Here is a 15,799-nt window from a genome sequence, read left to right on the forward strand (position 1 = left end):
TCCAGACCACGGGTACGCCGCACGTGAGCCGCCGAAGACGGATCGTCGTCTTCGGCGGCGTGGCGGTTGTCCTGGCGGTGGTGCTGGTCGCCGCGCTCGTCGTCGGGCTGGCCCGCGAGGACGAGCGGGCGGCCACCCCGTCCGAGGCGGTGCAGACCTATCTCGACGCGCTCGCCGATGCCGACGCCGACGCGGCTCTGGGTGTCATCGATCCGCGCCCCGACACCCGGTTTCTGTCCGACAACGTCCTGCGGGCTCAACGCTCCGCGGCGCCGCTGGGCGACATCGAGGTCCGGTCTGCTGCCGACGGTGCGCCGGAGGAGAACGTCCGGGCGAGATACCGGATGGGTGCCCGGGTCATCGACACCGAGATCCGGACCGTACGGGTCGCCGACGGCTGGGCCGTCGTCGACGGCGCGATCGCGGTCCGGATCGAGTCGCTACGGGTTGTGCAACCGACGTTCTTCGGCGGCGAGGTCGAGGAAGGGGACACGGTGCACGTGTTCCCCGGACCGCACCGCTGGGGCTCCCGCGACACCGACTTCGTCGCGCGCGTCGCAGACGACGATCCTCCGACCACGCCGAGAGGACCCATGTCCGTCCGCGTCGTCGGCGAACTGAGCGCCACCGGCGCCGGAGCCGTCAGCGATTCGGTGTCGGCGCACCTGACCGCGTGTGCGGCGTCGACCCAGGCCGATGCGGGGCGCCAGGTCGCGGGCTGTACCCAACGGTTGTACCGCTCCGCGGTGGACGGCAGTGTGCGGTGGACGGCTCCGAAAGACCTGTCCGGGCTGCGCTATCTGCTCCGTGTTCCGGTTTCGGATGCGAGTGGGGACAGCAGCCGGGACGGGTCGGGTCTGGGTGTCGTCGACGTCGTCGGCCCGGTGCGCTGGCGGGTGTCCTACACCCCCGAGTACGACGCGGACGGCCCCCGGGTGGAGACCGTCGACGAGCAGTACCTCGTGGGCCATGTCGACCTCACCGAGAGCAGTCCCGAGTTCGTCACCGACGGCTGACCCACCGAGTTCCGACCAGGTCGGGTCAGCGCGGTCGCAGCCGGAACACCGGGATGCGGCGGTCGGTGCGCTTCTCGTACAGATCGAAGTTCGGCCACACCGCCCGCAGCGTCTGCCAGGCCGCGTCCCGCTCGGCGTCGACCAGTTCGGTGGGCACCGCCTCCGACACCTCACCGTGGACGATGATCTCGATCTCGTCGGCAGCGCGGAGGTTGAAGACCCACGCCGGCATCTTGGGACCGCCGAAGTAGGAGCCTGCGATCAACCAGTCCGACCCGTCCGGGACGGCCAGGAGTTGCGTCGTCCGGATCGCACCACTCTTGCGGCCCGGGACCCGGATCGTGATGTTCGGCAGATCACCGATGTCGAGCAGGCTCAGCCGCTGTCCCGACACAGATTGAAGAACGCTGTCGCACCTGACGATCTGCGGGAGGAAGCGAGGCATCCAGGAGATCGACCCGATCTTCACCGCGAGTCCGCGCCGCACCGTCATGCGCCCAGTGTGTCACGGGGATTCGGCGAATCGACGTCGACTCCCCGGACCCGTGTCGAGTCTCCGCCGACGCCGTGACGGTTCGATGCCCTCCGGGCGGATGGGCACCGAGGTAGCGTTGCGGTCCGTGACGACCGGTGACAGCGTGACGCACATCTTGATCGACGGCGGCCAGACCGGCACCCGCGTGCGGATCGAGACGCCCGACGGTGGTTCCGACCACGACGCGCCCCCGATCCGTACCGACCGACCGGTCGTGGAGCAGATCGCCGCAACCGTGCGGGACATCCTTCGAACGGCGATGGTGAGGTCGGGTCCCGACGGGTCGCCCGGCCCGTCGGTGGTCGCGGCCGGCGTGTCCGGACTGACCCCCGGCGCCTCCCGCCCAATCGATCTCCTCGCCGCGCTCGCCGACGCAGGCGTCGACTCCGTTGCCCTCGCCCATGATTCGGTGACCGCGTATCTGGCCGCGAATCGTCACGAGTTCGGCGCGGTCACCGCGGTCGGGACGGGCGTGGTCACCCTCGGGGTCGGCCGGGGCGGTGTCCGCCGGGTCGACGGCTGGGGATACCTCTTCGGCGACGCCGGTAGTGCCTACTGGATCGGGCGGTCGGGCATCACCGCGGCACTGCGCGCCTTCGACGGCCGGGGGCCCGAGACGGCACTCCGCGTGGCCACCGAGGAGGAATTCGGTCCGCTGGCCGAGTTGTACATGTCGGTGCAGGCCGACCCCGACCGCGTCGCACGCATCGCCGCGTTCGCCCGGGCGGTCGACGCCGCATCGGAGGCCGGGGATGCGGCGGCCCAACAGGTCATCGACGACGCCGCCGACGAACTGGCGACGTCGGCGATGACCGCGCTCGACCGCAGCGGCCGCGGGCCCGGCGAGCCAGCACGCGTGAGCTGGGTCGGCGGTGTGATGTCGGCCAGTGATCGACTCCGAAACCGGTTCGTCGACACCATCTCTCGCCGAGCCCCGGAGGTGTCCGTGGAACCGCCGCACGGCCCGCCCTTCGACGGCGTCCGACTCCTCACCGATCTCGACGCCGCACACCCGCTGGCCGAGCACGTCTACCGTGGGACCTCTGCTCCCTGAGCCGAAAGAAGCGGCCCCCATTGCTCCCTAATCCAAAGGAACGACATGACCATTGCTCCCTGAGGTGCGAGGAGCGCCAGCGACGAGCCACGAAGGGCCTGGTGAGGCAGGTTGCGGAGCCCTTCGTGGCTCGCTTCGCTCGCACCTCAGGGAGCAGAGATGTGGAAGCCCACGCGTGTTCTTTCGTAGTCCACGACGGCCGCCAGGCCGCAGGTACTGAGGTGCGAGGAGCGCAAGCCGCCGGGCGGAGCAAGCGACCACGGAGCGCGTTGAGGTCGACGAGCCTCGAAGCTCAGGGCGACTCAGCGGCCCTTGAACTCGGGTTTGCGCTTCTCGAAGACGGCGGTGATGGCCTCGGTGAGGTCCTCGCTGGGCAGGAACGCGGAGTTCCACGCGGCGACGTAGCGGAGGCTGTCGTGGACGGCGGCGCTGCGCGAATGGTCGAGAACGGACTTGATGCCGTGGACCACGAGCGGCGGGTTGTCGGCGATCTCGCGGGCGGTCGAGCGGGCGAGCTCGAGCACGGCGGTCTGATCGTCGGCGACGTCGTTGACCAGACCGATCTTCTCGGCGCGGGCGGCGTCGATGTCCTTGCCGGTCAGCGCCAGCTCCCGCATGTGACCGTCGCCGATGATGAACGGCAGGCGCGCGAGTGTGCCCACGTCGGCGACCATCCCGACCTTCACCTCACGCACGCTGAACTTGGCGTCGGCGCTGGCGTAGCGCACATCGGCCGCGCAGATCAGGTCCACGCCGCCACCGATGCACCAGCCGGACACGGCCGCGACGACCGGCTTGCGACAGTCGGCGACCGCGGTGATGCCGGCCTGGAGTGTGCGCAGCGAGTCGAGGAATTCGGTGCGCGGCGCGGCTTTGGCGTCCCCGGCGAGGACGGCCGACAGCGTCCCGCCCATCGCGACGAGGTCGAGGCCGTAGGAGAAGTTCTTGCCCGACCCCGTCAGCACCACCGCGCGCACTTCCGGATCGGTGTCGAGGTGCCCGAACAGCTCTGGGAGTTCCTGCCAGAAGTCCGGTCCCATGGCATTGCCCTTGCCCGGGCCGATGAGGGTGACCTCGGCGATGTGGTCGGAGACGGTGATGTCGAACGCGGTCCAGGCGCGGTCGTTCCAGGCGTGGTCTGTCATGCGAGGGAGCCTACTCGGCGGTCAGAACCGGCGGTGTCCGGATCCGCCGACGGCAACCGACGGCGACCGGTCGGGCCGAGAGCGGTGCGTCGACCCTGTTAGATGGGCACATGAGCGGATACATCCAGGAGGACATCGACCCGGAGGAACTCGCGCACCGGACCGAACTCGCGTCCGCGATCGCGGGCAGCGTCCGGGACTTGATCGATGCGACGGTGCGCACCGAGGTCGGTGAGACAGACATCGCGGAGGCGAGGCGGCTCATCGCCGCCGCCACCGAGATCCTCCGGAAGGACCAGCTGCCGGGCCCGTTCGGCATCCGATTCAACTCCGACGGCACCAAACGGTCCTGGGGCAATGCCGTTCTGGGGCGGCGGAACCCGATCGCACCGCCGGTCGAGCTCCATCACGAATCCGAGTACAGCTGGCTCGAGGTCGCACTCGGTCCCCAGTACGAGGGTCCGGCCGGACTCGTCCACGGCGGCGTGCTCGCGCTCGTCTTCGACCAGCTGCTGGGTTCGACCGCGGAGTTCCAGGGTGTGCCCGGGATGACCGGCACCCTCACCGTCCGGTATCGGCGCGGTACGCCGCTCGGGGTGATCCGCGGCGAGGCGCGCGTCGATCGGGTCGAGGGTGTGAAGACGTTCGTCACAGGGACGATCTCGGTCGACGGCCAGCTCACGGCCGAGTCCGAGGGCATCTTCATCCTGCCGCGGTGGGCTCGCGGTGAGGTGCCCGACGCCATGCGGAACTCGGTCGGCGAGGGCTGAACGCCGCGGGCCGGCCCGTCGCCCGACGACCGGTCAGACCCTCGCGGGAGTCGATCGCGGCCCTACGGGTGAGTAGCGCGCACACAGGAACGCGCCGTTGCGTGCGAAGTCCTGCAACTCGAAGTCGTAGGCGCGCGGGAAGAGTGGTCGGCCCGACCCCAAGGTGACGGGCGCGATCGACACGATGACGTCGTCGAGCATTCCGGCTTCGGCGAACTGCGCGGCGAGGTCGCCGCCGCCCACGACCCAGACGTGGCGGTCGCCCGCTGCGTCGACCAGACGGTCACGGAGGTCTGCGGGGCTCCCGGCGACCACCGAGATGGTGTCCGACACCGGCGTCAGTGACTGATGGGTGAAGACGAACGTCGGTATGTCGTATGGCCACGGCTTCCCGTCGGAGACCTCGTGGTCGAGGATCCACCGGTAGGTCGTCGCGCCCATCACGGCGACACCGACCTGCCGGAAGAAGTCGTCGTAGTTCATCGGCCCGCCCTCCTCGAGCGGTTGGCTGAGCAGCCAGTCGAGGTTGTCCCGGTCGTCGGCGAGGAAGCCGTCGAGGGTCGTTGCCGTGTAGTAGCGGAATGCCATCAGAATCCTCCGGAGTGTCTGCGGTGCCACATGATCGGGTCGGGATCGAGAGTCGGGGCGGTGACGTCGACGCCGGAGTCCCGCAGCATCCAGCGGGCGACGAGCCGACGATGTGCGGAGAACGTCAACACGTGCGCGACGATCTGGGAGAGCAGGAACGATTCGGGTGGGTCGCACAAGGCGTCGATCACGCGGTCCTGCCACGCGCCGCGTCGGTCGATGTCACGGATCAGGGCGAGCCAGCGCGGTGCAATGTCGCGATGCAACTCGATGAGGTCGGTCAGTTGGGTCGGTGCGGCCGGCGGCAGGTCGGCTCCCTCGATCGTCGACAACCAGGGGAGTTTGTCGCCGACGAGATGGGAAATGACCTCTGCGAGAGACTCTTCCGGTCCACTCCAGGACAGCAGCTGGTTACCCGCGAGACGCGGCGCGGTCCACGACGCGGCGTCGAGCCCCTTCGCGGCGTCGAGGAGCGCCTCGATGTCGTCGAGGTCGTGGCGAATCATGAGCATCACCACGTTGCCCGCATCCTCGGTCGTGGGTGAGCCGCTGTCGACGTACAGCGCAGTGGGCGAGTGGAAGTGGATGCCGTTCGGCGCCGGCAGCCAGTGGCTGTGCTCTCCCACCGCACCCATGCGGCCGGGACTGTGTCCGAAGGCGCGGCTGAAGGCACGCGAGAAGCCGTCGACGGACGAGTACCCGGACTCGAAGGCCACGTCGGTCACCGACTGTCCCCGCTGGAGGAGCCACGCCGCACGTTCGAGGAGGACGCGGCGCCGCAGGGCCACCGGTGCCTCGCCGGCACCGCGCCGGACCTGCCGGGTGAAGTGGAACGGCGACGCGTAGGCGCCCGAGGCCATGTCGTCGAGCGAGGTGTTGTCCTCGGACAGCACCGCGTCGAGAAGCTGCCGGAGACGGTCACGGTCGGTAGAGGTCACCCTCTGAGTATGGAACCGCGAAAGCCGTTCCCGCCCGACCGAAATTGCTCCACCGGGCGGCGGTGCCGATCAGTCCCTCGTCAGCAGAGGGATCAGACGTTCGGTCTCGGCCTCGGTCCAGCCCGGCGGCTGCAGGATCTTGGCCCAGGCTGCCGGGATCGCGGACATGTAGTTGTGTCCGTGGCCGTCGGGGACTCCGACTGACACCGCCATGTCGGCGCTGACCTGCAAGAAGGTCACGAACGGGATCCACCGCATCGCCGACAGCACGTCGCGTCCGGGTTCCTCCTCGAGCCAGTCCGGCTCGCGGAGGATCAGTCGCGGGTTCCACCACGAGATCGGATCGGAGGCGTGCTGCAGATACACCGCGCGACCCGACGGCGACGTCCACTCGGTGGTCGGCTTGTCGAGGTCGGGTGCGTCGGCGATGAATCGGACCTGTCGTCCGTCGTCGTAGGTGGGCAACACTTCCGGCGTCCCGTCGTCGCGTGACCCGGTCGTGTCCACCCACAGTTTGTTGTTGAAGGTCGGTCCGCTGAACAACGCACCGTCGGTGCGCGCGCTCAGCGCCGGGATGGTCCCGAACGCCGACTCGGCCGCGAACGAGCCGAGGCTCTCGCCGAAGACGACGAGCTTGGGGCGTTGGGCCTCAGGTACCTCGCGCACCCGTTCCGAGACCGCCTCGAAGAGCGCCTGCCCGGCCTGCCGCGCGCGTTCCTTGTCGACGAGGAACGACAACCAACTCGGCAGGTACGAGTACTGCATGCTCACCGTCGCCGTGTCGCCGTTGTACATGTACTCGAGCGAGTCCACCGTCGCCTGGTTGATCCACCCGGTGCCGGTGGTGGAGGCGACCGCGATGAGTTTGCGCTGCAACCCGCCGGCGCGGACGAGTTCCTCTGCGGCGAGTTCGGCATTGGCACGCAGATCTGTACCCGAGCCGAGCCCGACGTAGGCGCGGATCGGTTCCATGGCGGGGGACCCGTTGAACGCGCTCAGCTCTTCCACGGTGGGCGACACCGAGATGAAGATCCGGCCTTGACGCCCGAGCGAATCCCAGGTCACCAGCGAGCCCGGACCGCCCGAGCGCTGCGGGGTGGTCGGCGGACTGGAGTCCGCGGTCGTCTCGTCGTTGACCGCGGCGAACGACGAGTTCAGCGCCTGCATACCGTAGTTGGCGACGACGCCGTTGAGGACCAGCACCGTGATGATGATCGCGATGGTCGCCGCGGCGAAGGCCGAGATACGCGGCGGCGCCACGCGATTGAGTTTCCGGACGAGCCACTTCACCCCGTCGCCCCACGCCTGCCCGATGGTCATCAGCAGGGCGAAGACCACCACGGCGATGAGCAGGATCTGCGGGTAGGCCGTCCAAGACAGGAGGTCGACGCCCATCATCGTCCGGACCTGGTCCTGCCACCGCTGGAACGCGACCAGCATGACGACGGTGCCCGCGATCGCGGCCAGGCCCAGCGCCGCCCAGAGTCGGCGCATCGGCGCGGGCCAGGGTTCCTCCCGGGAGATCATGTAACGGATCAGCCAGGACACCAGCACACCGAGGCCGTACCCGACCGCGGCCGAGGCCCCGCTCACGATGCCTTGGAACAGCGGCCCGCGCGGCAGGAGCGACGGCGTCACCGACAGCCACAGGAAGACGAGCGCGACCGTCAACCCGACGCAGGAATACCGGTGGAGCCGCCGCCGCCACCACGACGGCTTCTGTCCTTCTGCCGGGCTGGTGGCGCCGGACTGCTCCGGAACCGGTGCTTCGTCCGGTTCCGGAGCGGCAGGTGGTTGCGAGGTGGGCGTGGTCGACGACACGTGGGTTCCTCTTTTCTCGAGAACCCGAAAACCGTAACACCGATCGCGGTGTGGCAGCGGCGCTTACGGCGACCGTGACCGTGGTGCCATCCAGCGGCATCCGTTACTTGACCTCGGACCGCAGAATCCGTAGCACCCCGAACGCCAGGGGCAGTCCGATCCAGATCACTGCCGAGACGAGCATCCTCGCCCATTCGCCCCCGGTCGCCCAGTCGCCCTCTTGAAAGGGCACGTTCGTCAGGCCGGTGTCCACCCACTGGCCGAGATTGTCCTTGAACCACGGGACCAGCTGGCTGACCACGGTCAGAGCGGTGGGCAGCGCGAAGTAGGCGACAATCGCGCCCGGGGTGTTCAGGATCAGGGCGGCGAAGCCGAAACCGAGCAGCAAGCCGAAGGTCTGCGAGACAAACGAATTCACGAACCCGGCGAGCGTGAGGTCCCAGGAGCCGGCGGGATCGGGGAACGCCAGACCGGCGATCCCGTTGCCGATGACGCCGAGGATGAGCGCGACCGCGACCGCCGCGACGGCGGTGAGGAGCGCCGCCACCAGCTTCGCTCCGACGACGCGCTGCCGTCGGGGTTCGAGGGTGAATGTCGTCAGCGCGGTGCGTTGGCTCCATTCCCCGGTCACGAGCAGGATCGCGAGGATGGGCAGGATGATGGCGGTCGGGATGTTCATCATCCCGAAGAACTGTCCGAGGTTGAGGTTCTCGGGGCTGTTGCGGTTCGCGATGAGCATCGCGATCACGACGATCGCCGCGATGACTCCGATCGAGGCGGTCAGCCAGAAACCCGCACGCGTGTCGACGAGCTTGCGCAGTTCGACGCGGACGAGTCGGGAGAACGGGATTCCGGGGCGCTCGACGTCGATCACGTCGGTGTGCGGCACGGGGGTGCCGAAGTCGGCGAGGGTCATCGAGCTGCTCCTTCGAGTGTGGTGTGTTCACGCTGGGTGTCCGCGGTCAGCTGCAGGAACATCGCCTCGAGCTGGGCGCCGTCCGCGGGCCGCAGCTCGGTGAGGACGACGCCGACGGCGGCCGCGGCGCGGCCCACGTCGACGGGGTCGGCGTCGACATCGAGTCCGCCGGAGGCGTTGCGGCCCACGGTGATCCCGGCTGCGTTCAGCGCCTCGCCGAGGGTCGCGTCGTCGAGTGATCGGACGCGTGTCCCGGCGCCGGCGAGCAGTTCGTCTTTGGTGCCCTGGGCCACGATCCGGCCGTTGCCGATCACGACGATGTCGTCGGCGACGATCTCGATCTCGTGCAACAGGTGCGACGACAGCAGCACCGTGCCACCGCGATCGGCGTACCCGCGCAGCAGGGTTCGCATCCAGTGGATGCCCGCCGGGTCCAGTCCGTTGGCCGGTTCGTCGAGGATCAGGATCTTCGGGTCCCCGAGCAGGGCTGCGGCGATACCGAGACGCTGGCGCATGCCGAGGGAGTAGTTGCGCACTCGTCGCCCTGCCTCCTCCGGGGTGAGGCTGACCAGCTCGAGCATCTCGTCGACGCGGTCGTGGCCGATGCCCATGGTCATCGCCGACAGTCGCAGGACCTCCGCGCCCGTCCGGCCGGCGTGCTGAGCCGAGGCGTCCAGGAGGATGCCGACCTGCGTGCCGGGATTCGGGATGGACCGGTAGTCGACGCCGTAGAGTTGCGCCACCCCCGACGTCGGCGGCGTCAGCCCGGCGATGATCCGCATCGTCGTCGACTTCCCGGCGCCGTTGGGGCCCAGGAATCCGGTCACCTGCCCGGGGCGGCAGGTGAAGGACACGTCGTCGACTGCGACGTAGTCGCCGTAGCGCTTCGTCAGATTCTTCACTGTGATCATGTCGTCCATCGTGTCGTTCCCGGATGGCGCGCACATCGGACCTCCGGACAGCGTCGTATCGACCGAAAGTCGTAGGGGTCGACACCCATCGGGAGGGCGCGGGCACCACCGGCGCCCGACTACGGTGACGGTTGTGCGTCCTGAGCAGTACCAACCACCGATGACGTGGGCCGGCCGATTGTGGCGGCTCGCGGTGATGCTCTGCGTCTCGGCCGGCACCTTCGCCACCCGTGCGTCGTACCTGTGGGACGAGGCCCGGTGGTGGTTCGTCGCCGACCTCGCACTCGGGGTGCTCTCCTACATCGTCATCTGGTGGCGCCGAAGCCATCCCGTACCGGTCACGACGTTCACGAACATCGTGACCATCGTGTCGTCGTCGTCTCTCGGACCGGGCATTCTCGCCATGGTGTCCCTGTCGACCCGGCGTCGGTGGCGCGAGATCATCCCGCAGGCGGTGTTGTCCGTTGTCGCGGGGATCATCGCCCTCGCCTTCTTCGCCACTCCGACCGAGGCGAACGATCCCGTCATCGTCAGTTACTCGGTCACGGTGGTCGCGACGGCGGCGATGGTCGCGTGGGGTCTCTACATCGGGTCGCGGCGTGAGCTTCTCGCCAGCTGGCAGGCGCGCGCGCTGGCCTCCGAGGCCGAACAGCAGGCGAAGGTGATGCAGGCGCGTTCGCTCGAACGGGCGCGGATCGCACGCGAGATGCACGACATCCTCGCGCATCGGATCTCGGCGATGAGCATGTACGCGGGCGCATTGGCCTACCGTTCGGACCTGTCCGGAGAGCAGATCCGCGAGACGGCGCAGACCATCCAGGAGACCTCGCACCTGGCGTTGACCGAGCTGCGGGAGGTGCTCGGGGTTCTGCGGGAGGGGCCCGGCGACGCCGCGCCCGAGGAACCGCAAGGGGTTCCGGACCTGGCCGCGCTGATCGAGGAGGCGCTCCGGCTGGGGATGCGTGTGGACAGCCGATGCGACATCGATGTGAATTCGCTGGGCCCGGCGATCTCACGCACGCTGTATCGGTGTGTGCAGGAAGCCTTGACCAATGCGCGGCGTCATGCGCCGAGCGCGCCGGTGACCATGCACATCCGGGGCGGACCCGAGCACGGTGTGGATCTGCTCGTCGAGAATCCGCTACCGCTGACGGCGGGTTCAGGTGTTCCCACATCAGGATTCGGCCTCGTCGGCCTGGCCGAGCGGGTCGGGTTGCACGGCGGCAGGCAGTCGGTGACCGTGAGCGACGACAAACGGTTCCTGTTGCACGTCTGGTTACCGTGGCAGTCATGACCGCCCGCATCATGATCGTCGATGACGACCCCCTCGTCCGTTCCGGACTCCGGCTCCTCCTCGGCGGTGATGCCGGCCTCGACATCGTCGCGGAGGCGGGCAACGGGCAGGAGGCCCTCGACACCCATGCCACGGCGCCCGTGGATCTCGTCCTCATGGATCTGCGGATGCCGGGGCTCGACGGGATCGCGGCCACCGGCCGCTTCAAGGCACTGGCCTCGCCACCCGCGATCATCGTGCTCACGACCTTCGACGCCGACGACTACGTCGTCCGCGCGCTCGCGATGGGTGCCGACGGATTCCTGCTCAAGGACACGCCACCCGACGAGATCGTCGCGGCCATCCACCAGGTGCTCGACGGTCGACCGGCCCTGAGTCCCTCGGTGACCGCCGCATTGATCAAGCAGGTCGTCACCAGCGGCGGTCACCGGACGTCATCCGCGGTCGAACGTGTCGACCGACTCACCGCACGCGAGCGTGATGTGGCCGTAGAGCTCGCCCGCGGGGCGTCGAACGCCGAGATCGCCGAACGGCTCTACATGAGTCTTGCGACGGTCAAGGCGCACATTTCGCACATCTTCACCAAACTCGACGCGGGCAACCGGGTCCAGGTCGCGATCCTCATGCACGACGCCGGGATGGTGTGACGTCGGCATACCCACCCTTGTTCCGTGAACCCACCCGGTCCGAGCGTGGTGCGTTTACGGAAAAGGGGTGGGTTTGCGAATTCCGTGGGCGCGGAGCCGCCTACCTGCCGGTTGAGCTTGTCGAAACCCCCGGGCCCGTCACCAGCGGAAGGTCGAGTGTGGTGCGAAGTCCCGCGGGCCCGTCGACCACCGCGGGGATGGCGTTCACGATCCGGCCGGCCGCGGCGACGATGGCGGCGTGGTTGTGGTCACCCTTGCGGCTCGTCGGCATGATGTCGACGGTGTACGACGGTTCGCCGGTGATCTCGACGCGGTAGCACCCGCCGGGCTGAGCCGGCTGCGCCCAGTCCGGCCGCAGGTCACCTCGAAGCCGCGTCACGTGCTCGATGACGATCACGGGTTCGCCGGCCACCTTGCCGATGATCTCGAAACGCACGGCCGCGCGGGTGCCCGCAGCGATGTGACCGGCCGCGATGTCGAAATCCTCCGGCGCAGGCTCGCTTTCGGAGATCTCCTCGATGTCGTCGACGGTGACGCCGAGACCGGCGGCCAGTTGCCGGATCGTCGTTCCCCATGCCAACCCCAGTACCCCCGGCAGGAACAGCATGGGGGTCTCGTCGAGCGGTTTGCCGAAGCCCATGACGTCGAACATGACGGTCGCCCCGTCATAGGTCGCGTAGTCGGCGATCTCCATGCAGCGCACCTGCTCGATGTGCTGGCAGGTGCCTGCGAAGACGAACGGGATGAGGTCGTTGGCGAAACCGGGATCGACCCCGGTCACGAACAGGCTGGCGCCGCTGCCCGCGGTGGTCTCGTCGATCTTGGCGATCGCCTTCGCGGGCATCACGTCCCAGGGGTACTGGAGCGTGTTCGGGGAGGACCCGACGACGTCGATCCCGGCGGCGAGGATGCGCACCACATCGTCGAAGGCCTCGACGGGACGTGTGTCACCCATGGCGCAGTACACGACACAATCCGGCTTCGTCGCGATCACCTCGTCGAGGTCGCCCACCGCCAGGACTCCGGTGGGTGTCTCCAGCCCGGCGAGCGTCGCGGCGTCGACACCGACTTTTTCAGGGGTGGACACGCAGACGGCCACGAGTTCGAACCGCGGGTCCTCGATCAGCTGGGTGAGGCACAACCGGCCGACGTTGCCGGTTCCGACGAGAGCTACCCGGAAGGACATGGCGTGGAACTCCTTGTGTTCGATCGGCGCCGGTGGGGCGTGGTGTACACCTGTCCGGACGTTTGTCTGTTCAGTAGACCATTTTTCGGTGGAACCTGTTCTATTTTCGCGCTCGTCGCGGTAGCGTTGCCGCCCATGGGACGCGTAGACGACAAGGTTGCAGTGATCACCGGTGGTTCGCGGGGCATGGGCGCCGAGCACGCCCGGGCCCTCGTGGCCGAGGGGGCGAAGGTGGTGATCGGCGACATCCTCGACGATGAGGGCAAGGCGCTGGCCGCCGAACTGGGGGACGCGGCGCGCTACGTCCACCTCGATGTCACCTCGCCCGAGGACTGGCAGACGACGGTGTCCACCGCGGTAGACGAGTTCGGCAAGGTCAACGTCCTGGTGAACAATGCCGGCATCGTGAACGGTTCGACGATCCAGAAGTTCCGGCTGGACAAGTGGAAGCAGATCCTGGACGTGAACCTGACGGGCACGTTCCTCGGAATCCAGGCGGTCGCGGACCTGATGATCGACGCCGGCGGTGGCTCGATCATCAACGTCTCGTCGGTGGAGGGCCTGCGCGGAAGTCCCTGGGCGCACGGCTATGTCGCGAGCAAGTGGGGCGTGCGTGGTCTGGCGAAATCGGTTGCGCTCGAACTGGCTCCGCACAACGTGCGGGTGAACTCCATCCACCCGGGTCTCATCCGGACGCCGATGACCGAGGGGATCCCCGACGACATGGTGACCGTGCCGATGGGTCGGGCCGCGGAGTCACGCGAGGTGTCGACCTTCGTGGTGTTCCTGGCCAGCGACGAGTCCTCGTACGCGACCGGTGCCGAGTTCGTGATGGACGGCGGCCTCAGCGCCGACGTGCCACACAAGTGAACGCCCACACCAGGACGACCATCCCGATCAGTTCGACGAGTGTCTGCGTGATCACCGTCGCCGCGGCCAGTTCCGCCCCGACCGGCAGCGCCAGCGCGAGTGGCAGGACGACGAGCGAGTTGCGGGTGGCTCCGGAGAAGACGACCGCCGTCGACGGCTCCGGGGCCAGGCGGAACATGTGTGCCACCGCGACACCGGCCGCCACCATGATCGCGAGGAACGCGGCGTAGACCGGGATCACCCCGACGATGTCGGCAAAACGCGAACCGACGAGAGGTACCTGGGAACTCACGGCGACGAAGAGTACGGCCACCATGAGCGGGACCATCGTCATCGTGGCGCCGACCAAGGCTCGACGACCCGCCTCGGATCGTTCCGCCCACGCCTGGGTGAGCCACGCCAGTGCCAGCGGGCAGAGGATGAGGACAGCGAACGCCCAGAGGAACGGCTCCGGCTCGATCACCGACCGTCCGTCACCGAGCAGCAGCACCAGATACAGCGGTGTCAGCAGCATCTGGGCGAGGAGCAGCAGCGGCGTCGCGGCAAGGAGTCGTCGGGCGTCCCCGCCGCCGAGCCCGGCGAACACGACGACGTAGTCGACGCACGGACACAGCAGCACCAGTAGCGCGCCGAGACGGATCGCGTCGTCGGCGGGCAGCGCTGAGGACAACACGGCCACCACAAGAGGCGCCACGACGAAGTTCAGGAACAGCACCGCGACCAGGAACCGTCGGTCACGCAGCGATTCCAGGAGATCGGACCGGCGGATCTGCAGAAAGGTGACATAGAGCAGCGCGGCGAGCAGCGGCGTGATCGCCGACTCGAGGCCCTCGGCGGGACCGGGTGCGGCCAGTCCCGCACACAGTCCGGCGAGTATCGCGCCGAGGTAGAGGGCGACCTGGTGACGTTCGAGGCGGTCGACGACGGTCGCGGGTCTTGGCACCGAATCATTCTGCGACACCGCGGCCGCGTTCACCGACACCGCCATGGCGCGGTACGGCAGACTCGACCGGGTGATCACCCCGTCCCGTCGCACCGACGTCGCGCTACTGGTCGTGGTGATCGTGTTCCTCGTCGCGGTGAACATCGGTGCGCATCTCGCGGACGGCCCGCTGTCGGTGGCGATCGTCCCGGTTGCCGCCGTCGTGGCCGTGGGCATCGCCCGCCTCGCCGGCCTCGGCTGGCGGGACCTCGGCCTGAGCCGTGCGGAACTGCGCGCCGGCATCCCGGTCGCCGTGGCCGCGGTCCTCGTGGTCGCGGCGGTGGTCTCGACAGCGGTCGCGATCCCGGCGACGCGTGAGTTCTTCCTGTCCGACCGCTACGACGACACCTCCGAGGCCCTCCTGGCGGCGTTCGTGATCATCCCGCTGCAGACCGTTCTCCCGGAGGAGGTCTTGTTCCGCGGTGTGCTGCAAGGGGTTCTGGGCCGGTTGTTCGCCCCGTTGACGACGCTGGTCGTCGGTGCGATCGCCTTCGGTTTGTGGCACATCCTGTCCTCGACCGGTCTCACCGCGGGCAACGAAGGCCTGAGCGGCGTACTGGGTGCCGGGACGGTTGCACAGATCGCCGGCATCGCAGGCGCGGTCGTGGCAACCGGGGCCGCGGGTTTCGTGCTCGGGTGGTTACGGCAACGCACCACGAGCCTCCTCGCACCGATCGCCTTGCACTGGGCACTGAACGCCACCGGGGCGATCGGTGCCGCGGTGGCCTGGCAGGTGTCGTAGATCGAACACCGCTGGTATGCGCGCAGCAGCACCACGAACCATGCTCCCTAATCCGAAAGAAGCTCATAACCCCTGCTCCCTGAGGTGTGAGGAGCGCAAGCGACGAGCCTCGAAGGGCCTGGTGAGACGTGTTGCTACACCCTTCGTGGCTCGCTTCGCTCGCACCTAAGCCTGGATCCGTGGAAGGAGTTCAGGTGGGGTGGGGTTGGGGCGCGTGATCGCCTGATTGTGTTGTGGGCGTGTGGTATTCGCTGACCTGTGTCAGCCTTTTCACTGGGGTTCCTTGGTCGTGGGTGGGCGGGTGGCGACGTCAGGTCAGGTGGTGTTGGCCGCGGCCCACAGGGTGGTGAAGGCGTGTTGGGTGGGCCAGTGTCGGGGTAGGTG

16 protein-coding genes are annotated in these 15,799 nt (G+C 68.4%); 7 read left to right on the plus strand and 9 right to left on the minus strand.

What is annotated here, in order from left to right; genetic code table 11:
- The first annotated feature begins 23 nt into the window (after nucleotides 1-23).
- A complete protein-coding gene (locus ACFUEJ_RS14220; RefSeq protein WP_388030070.1) occupies nucleotides 24-1,016 on the plus strand; it encodes a hypothetical protein in 993 nt (330 codons plus the stop codon).
- 25 nt (nucleotides 1,017-1,041) lie between these two features.
- Here ACFUEJ_RS14220 and ACFUEJ_RS14225 read toward each other — a convergent pair whose 3' ends face one another.
- A complete protein-coding gene (locus tag ACFUEJ_RS14225) occupies nucleotides 1,042-1,509 on the minus strand; it encodes a nitroreductase family deazaflavin-dependent oxidoreductase (protein WP_065629862.1) in 468 nt (155 codons plus the stop codon).
- 100 nt (nucleotides 1,510-1,609) lie between these two features.
- Here ACFUEJ_RS14225 and ACFUEJ_RS14230 point away from each other — a divergent pair, with 100 nt between their 5' ends.
- The gene (locus ACFUEJ_RS14230; protein WP_065629863.1) at nucleotides 1,610-2,605 is read left to right on the plus strand and encodes an N-acetylglucosamine kinase; all 996 of its coding nucleotides are present in this window, start codon (nucleotides 1,610-1,612) and stop codon (nucleotides 2,603-2,605) included.
- Between the two features lie 302 nt (nucleotides 2,606-2,907).
- On the opposite strand, the gene ACFUEJ_RS14235 is transcribed toward ACFUEJ_RS14230, so the two are convergent.
- A complete protein-coding gene (locus tag ACFUEJ_RS14235) occupies nucleotides 2,908-3,750 on the minus strand; it encodes a crotonase/enoyl-CoA hydratase family protein (protein ID WP_065629864.1) in 843 nt (280 codons plus the stop codon).
- Nucleotides 3,751-3,860: 110 nt separating this feature from the next.
- On the opposite strand from ACFUEJ_RS14235, the gene ACFUEJ_RS14240 reads away from it, so the two are divergent.
- A complete protein-coding gene (locus tag ACFUEJ_RS14240; RefSeq protein ID WP_055475413.1) occupies nucleotides 3,861-4,520 on the plus strand; it encodes a PaaI family thioesterase in 660 nt (219 codons plus the stop codon).
- A 33-nt stretch (nucleotides 4,521-4,553) separates the two neighbouring features.
- On the opposite strand, the gene ACFUEJ_RS14245 is transcribed toward ACFUEJ_RS14240, so the two are convergent.
- The 5 genes from ACFUEJ_RS14245 to ACFUEJ_RS14265 all read right to left on the minus strand — a co-directional run bounded on the left by ACFUEJ_RS14245 (nucleotide 4,554) and on the right by ACFUEJ_RS14265 (nucleotide 9,694).
- Nucleotides 4,554-5,108 (minus strand): dihydrofolate reductase family protein, encoded by a 555-nt coding sequence (locus ACFUEJ_RS14245; RefSeq protein ID WP_388030075.1) that lies wholly within the window; start codon nucleotides 5,106-5,108, stop codon nucleotides 4,554-4,556.
- Entirely contained in the window at nucleotides 5,108-6,046 is a 939-nt protein-coding gene (locus ACFUEJ_RS14250) for an AraC family transcriptional regulator (RefSeq protein ID WP_226513424.1), read from the minus strand. Before ACFUEJ_RS14250 ends, ACFUEJ_RS14245 begins: the two co-directional genes overlap by 1 nt.
- A gap of 69 nt (nucleotides 6,047-6,115) precedes the next feature.
- Entirely contained in the window at nucleotides 6,116-7,867 is a 1,752-nt protein-coding gene (locus tag ACFUEJ_RS14255) for an alpha/beta hydrolase (RefSeq protein ID WP_388030078.1), read from the minus strand.
- A gap of 103 nt (nucleotides 7,868-7,970) precedes the next feature.
- Nucleotides 7,971-8,783: an ABC transporter permease gene (locus tag ACFUEJ_RS14260; protein WP_055475417.1), complete on the minus strand. Its 813-nt coding sequence runs from the start codon at nucleotides 8,781-8,783 to the stop codon at nucleotides 7,971-7,973.
- On the minus strand, nucleotides 8,780-9,694 hold the full coding sequence (locus tag ACFUEJ_RS14265; RefSeq protein WP_388030082.1) for an ABC transporter ATP-binding protein: 915 nt from the start codon (nucleotides 9,692-9,694) through the stop codon (nucleotides 8,780-8,782). Before ACFUEJ_RS14265 ends, ACFUEJ_RS14260 begins: the two co-directional genes overlap by 4 nt.
- Before the next feature lie 160 nt (nucleotides 9,695-9,854).
- Here ACFUEJ_RS14265 and ACFUEJ_RS14270 point away from each other — a divergent pair, with 160 nt between their 5' ends.
- Both ACFUEJ_RS14270 and ACFUEJ_RS14275 read left to right on the plus strand, forming a co-directional pair.
- Nucleotides 9,855-10,988 carry a sensor histidine kinase gene (locus tag ACFUEJ_RS14270; protein ID WP_388030085.1) on the plus strand — a complete coding sequence of 378 codons (1,134 nt, stop codon included), beginning with the start codon at nucleotides 9,855-9,857 and terminating at the stop codon, nucleotides 10,986-10,988.
- A complete protein-coding gene (locus ACFUEJ_RS14275) occupies nucleotides 10,985-11,635 on the plus strand; it encodes a response regulator (protein WP_388030088.1) in 651 nt (216 codons plus the stop codon). The genes ACFUEJ_RS14270 and ACFUEJ_RS14275 overlap by 4 nt, the downstream gene beginning before the upstream one ends.
- Nucleotides 11,636-11,735: 100 nt before the next feature.
- Here ACFUEJ_RS14275 and ACFUEJ_RS14280 read toward each other — a convergent pair whose 3' ends face one another.
- On the minus strand, nucleotides 11,736-12,821 hold the full coding sequence (locus tag ACFUEJ_RS14280) for a diacylglycerol kinase (protein WP_388030091.1): 1,086 nt from the start codon (nucleotides 12,819-12,821) through the stop codon (nucleotides 11,736-11,738).
- A gap of 135 nt (nucleotides 12,822-12,956) precedes the next feature.
- Here ACFUEJ_RS14280 and ACFUEJ_RS14285 point away from each other — a divergent pair, with 135 nt between their 5' ends.
- Nucleotides 12,957-13,691 carry a glucose 1-dehydrogenase gene (locus ACFUEJ_RS14285; RefSeq protein WP_055475422.1) on the plus strand — a complete coding sequence of 245 codons (735 nt, stop codon included), beginning with the start codon at nucleotides 12,957-12,959 and terminating at the stop codon, nucleotides 13,689-13,691.
- Here ACFUEJ_RS14285 and ACFUEJ_RS14290 read toward each other — a convergent pair.
- Nucleotides 13,666-14,634, minus strand: coding sequence for an arsenic resistance protein (locus tag ACFUEJ_RS14290; RefSeq protein WP_226513419.1), 969 nt, complete (start codon nucleotides 14,632-14,634; stop codon nucleotides 13,666-13,668). The two genes, ACFUEJ_RS14285 and ACFUEJ_RS14290, sit on opposite strands and share 26 nt — an antisense overlap.
- Before the next feature lie 70 nt (nucleotides 14,635-14,704).
- Between ACFUEJ_RS14290 and ACFUEJ_RS14295 the strand changes: the two genes are divergently transcribed.
- Nucleotides 14,705-15,415, plus strand: coding sequence for a CPBP family intramembrane glutamic endopeptidase (locus ACFUEJ_RS14295; protein WP_078114053.1), 711 nt, complete (start codon nucleotides 14,705-14,707; stop codon nucleotides 15,413-15,415).
- The last annotated feature ends 384 nt before the right edge of the window (nucleotides 15,416-15,799 follow it).

It is taken from the genome of Gordonia sp. NPDC057258 (assembly GCF_042668985.1).
In the GTDB taxonomy this organism is placed as follows: domain Bacteria; phylum Actinomycetota; class Actinomycetes; order Mycobacteriales; family Mycobacteriaceae; genus Gordonia; species Gordonia hongkongensis.

Coding starts and splice junctions, on each gene's coding strand:
- ACFUEJ_RS14225 (WP_065629862.1), bottom strand. CDS start 1,509: ATGACGGTGCGGCGCGGACTCGCGGTGAAGATCGGGTCGATCTCCTGG.
- ACFUEJ_RS14230 (WP_065629863.1), top strand. CDS start 1,610: ATGGGCACCGAGGTAGCGTTGCGGTCCGTGACGACCGGTGACAGCGTG.
- ACFUEJ_RS14235 (WP_065629864.1), bottom strand. CDS start 3,750: ATGACAGACCACGCCTGGAACGACCGCGCCTGGACCGCGTTCGACATC.
- ACFUEJ_RS14240 (WP_055475413.1), top strand. CDS start 3,861: ATGAGCGGATACATCCAGGAGGACATCGACCCGGAGGAACTCGCGCAC.
- ACFUEJ_RS14245 (WP_388030075.1), bottom strand. CDS start 5,108: ATGGCATTCCGCTACTACACGGCAACGACCCTCGACGGCTTCCTCGCC.
- ACFUEJ_RS14260 (WP_055475417.1), bottom strand. CDS start 8,783: ATGACCCTCGCCGACTTCGGCACCCCCGTGCCGCACACCGACGTGATC.
- ACFUEJ_RS14265 (WP_388030082.1), bottom strand. CDS start 9,694: ATGATCACAGTGAAGAATCTGACGAAGCGCTACGGCGACTACGTCGCA.
- ACFUEJ_RS14270 (WP_388030085.1), top strand. CDS start 9,855: ATGACGTGGGCCGGCCGATTGTGGCGGCTCGCGGTGATGCTCTGCGTC.
- ACFUEJ_RS14275 (WP_388030088.1), top strand. CDS start 10,985: ATGACCGCCCGCATCATGATCGTCGATGACGACCCCCTCGTCCGTTCC.
- ACFUEJ_RS14280 (WP_388030091.1), bottom strand. CDS start 12,821: ATGTCCTTCCGGGTAGCTCTCGTCGGAACCGGCAACGTCGGCCGGTTG.
- ACFUEJ_RS14285 (WP_055475422.1), top strand. CDS start 12,957: ATGGGACGCGTAGACGACAAGGTTGCAGTGATCACCGGTGGTTCGCGG.